We start from the raw sequence: 272 nt of genomic DNA on the forward strand, positions 1-272 counted from the left end.
GATGTCGAGAAGGCTCTCGAAGCCCGCGGAACCTCGATCCGTGCAACGCTCGACGAGCGCACCCGCGAACTGAACTCGATGCTGGCCGGCCGCTCCTCTGAGCTCTCGCGCCTCATCGACGAGACCGCCCGCCCGATGATCGAGCGCTATGCCGAAACCGGCCACGAAGCCGCTGCCCGCATCGCCGCTGCTGCCGAGCAGAGCGCCGATCGCCTGCGTGCCGAAAATGCCGCTCTCGCCAACGCGATTGCGGCCCGCACGGAAAGCGCCTC

Annotated in this window: 1 protein-coding gene; it reads left to right on the plus strand. The window is 68.4% G+C overall.

What is annotated here, in order from left to right:
• On the plus strand, positions 1-272 hold a 272-nt coding region (locus SB724_RS20140), incomplete at both ends, for a hypothetical protein (protein WP_410572614.1).

Source organism: Bacillus sp. SIMBA_031 (assembly GCF_046535225.1).
Lineage (GTDB): Bacteria > Bacillota > Bacilli > Bacillales > Bacillaceae > Bacillus > Bacillus velezensis.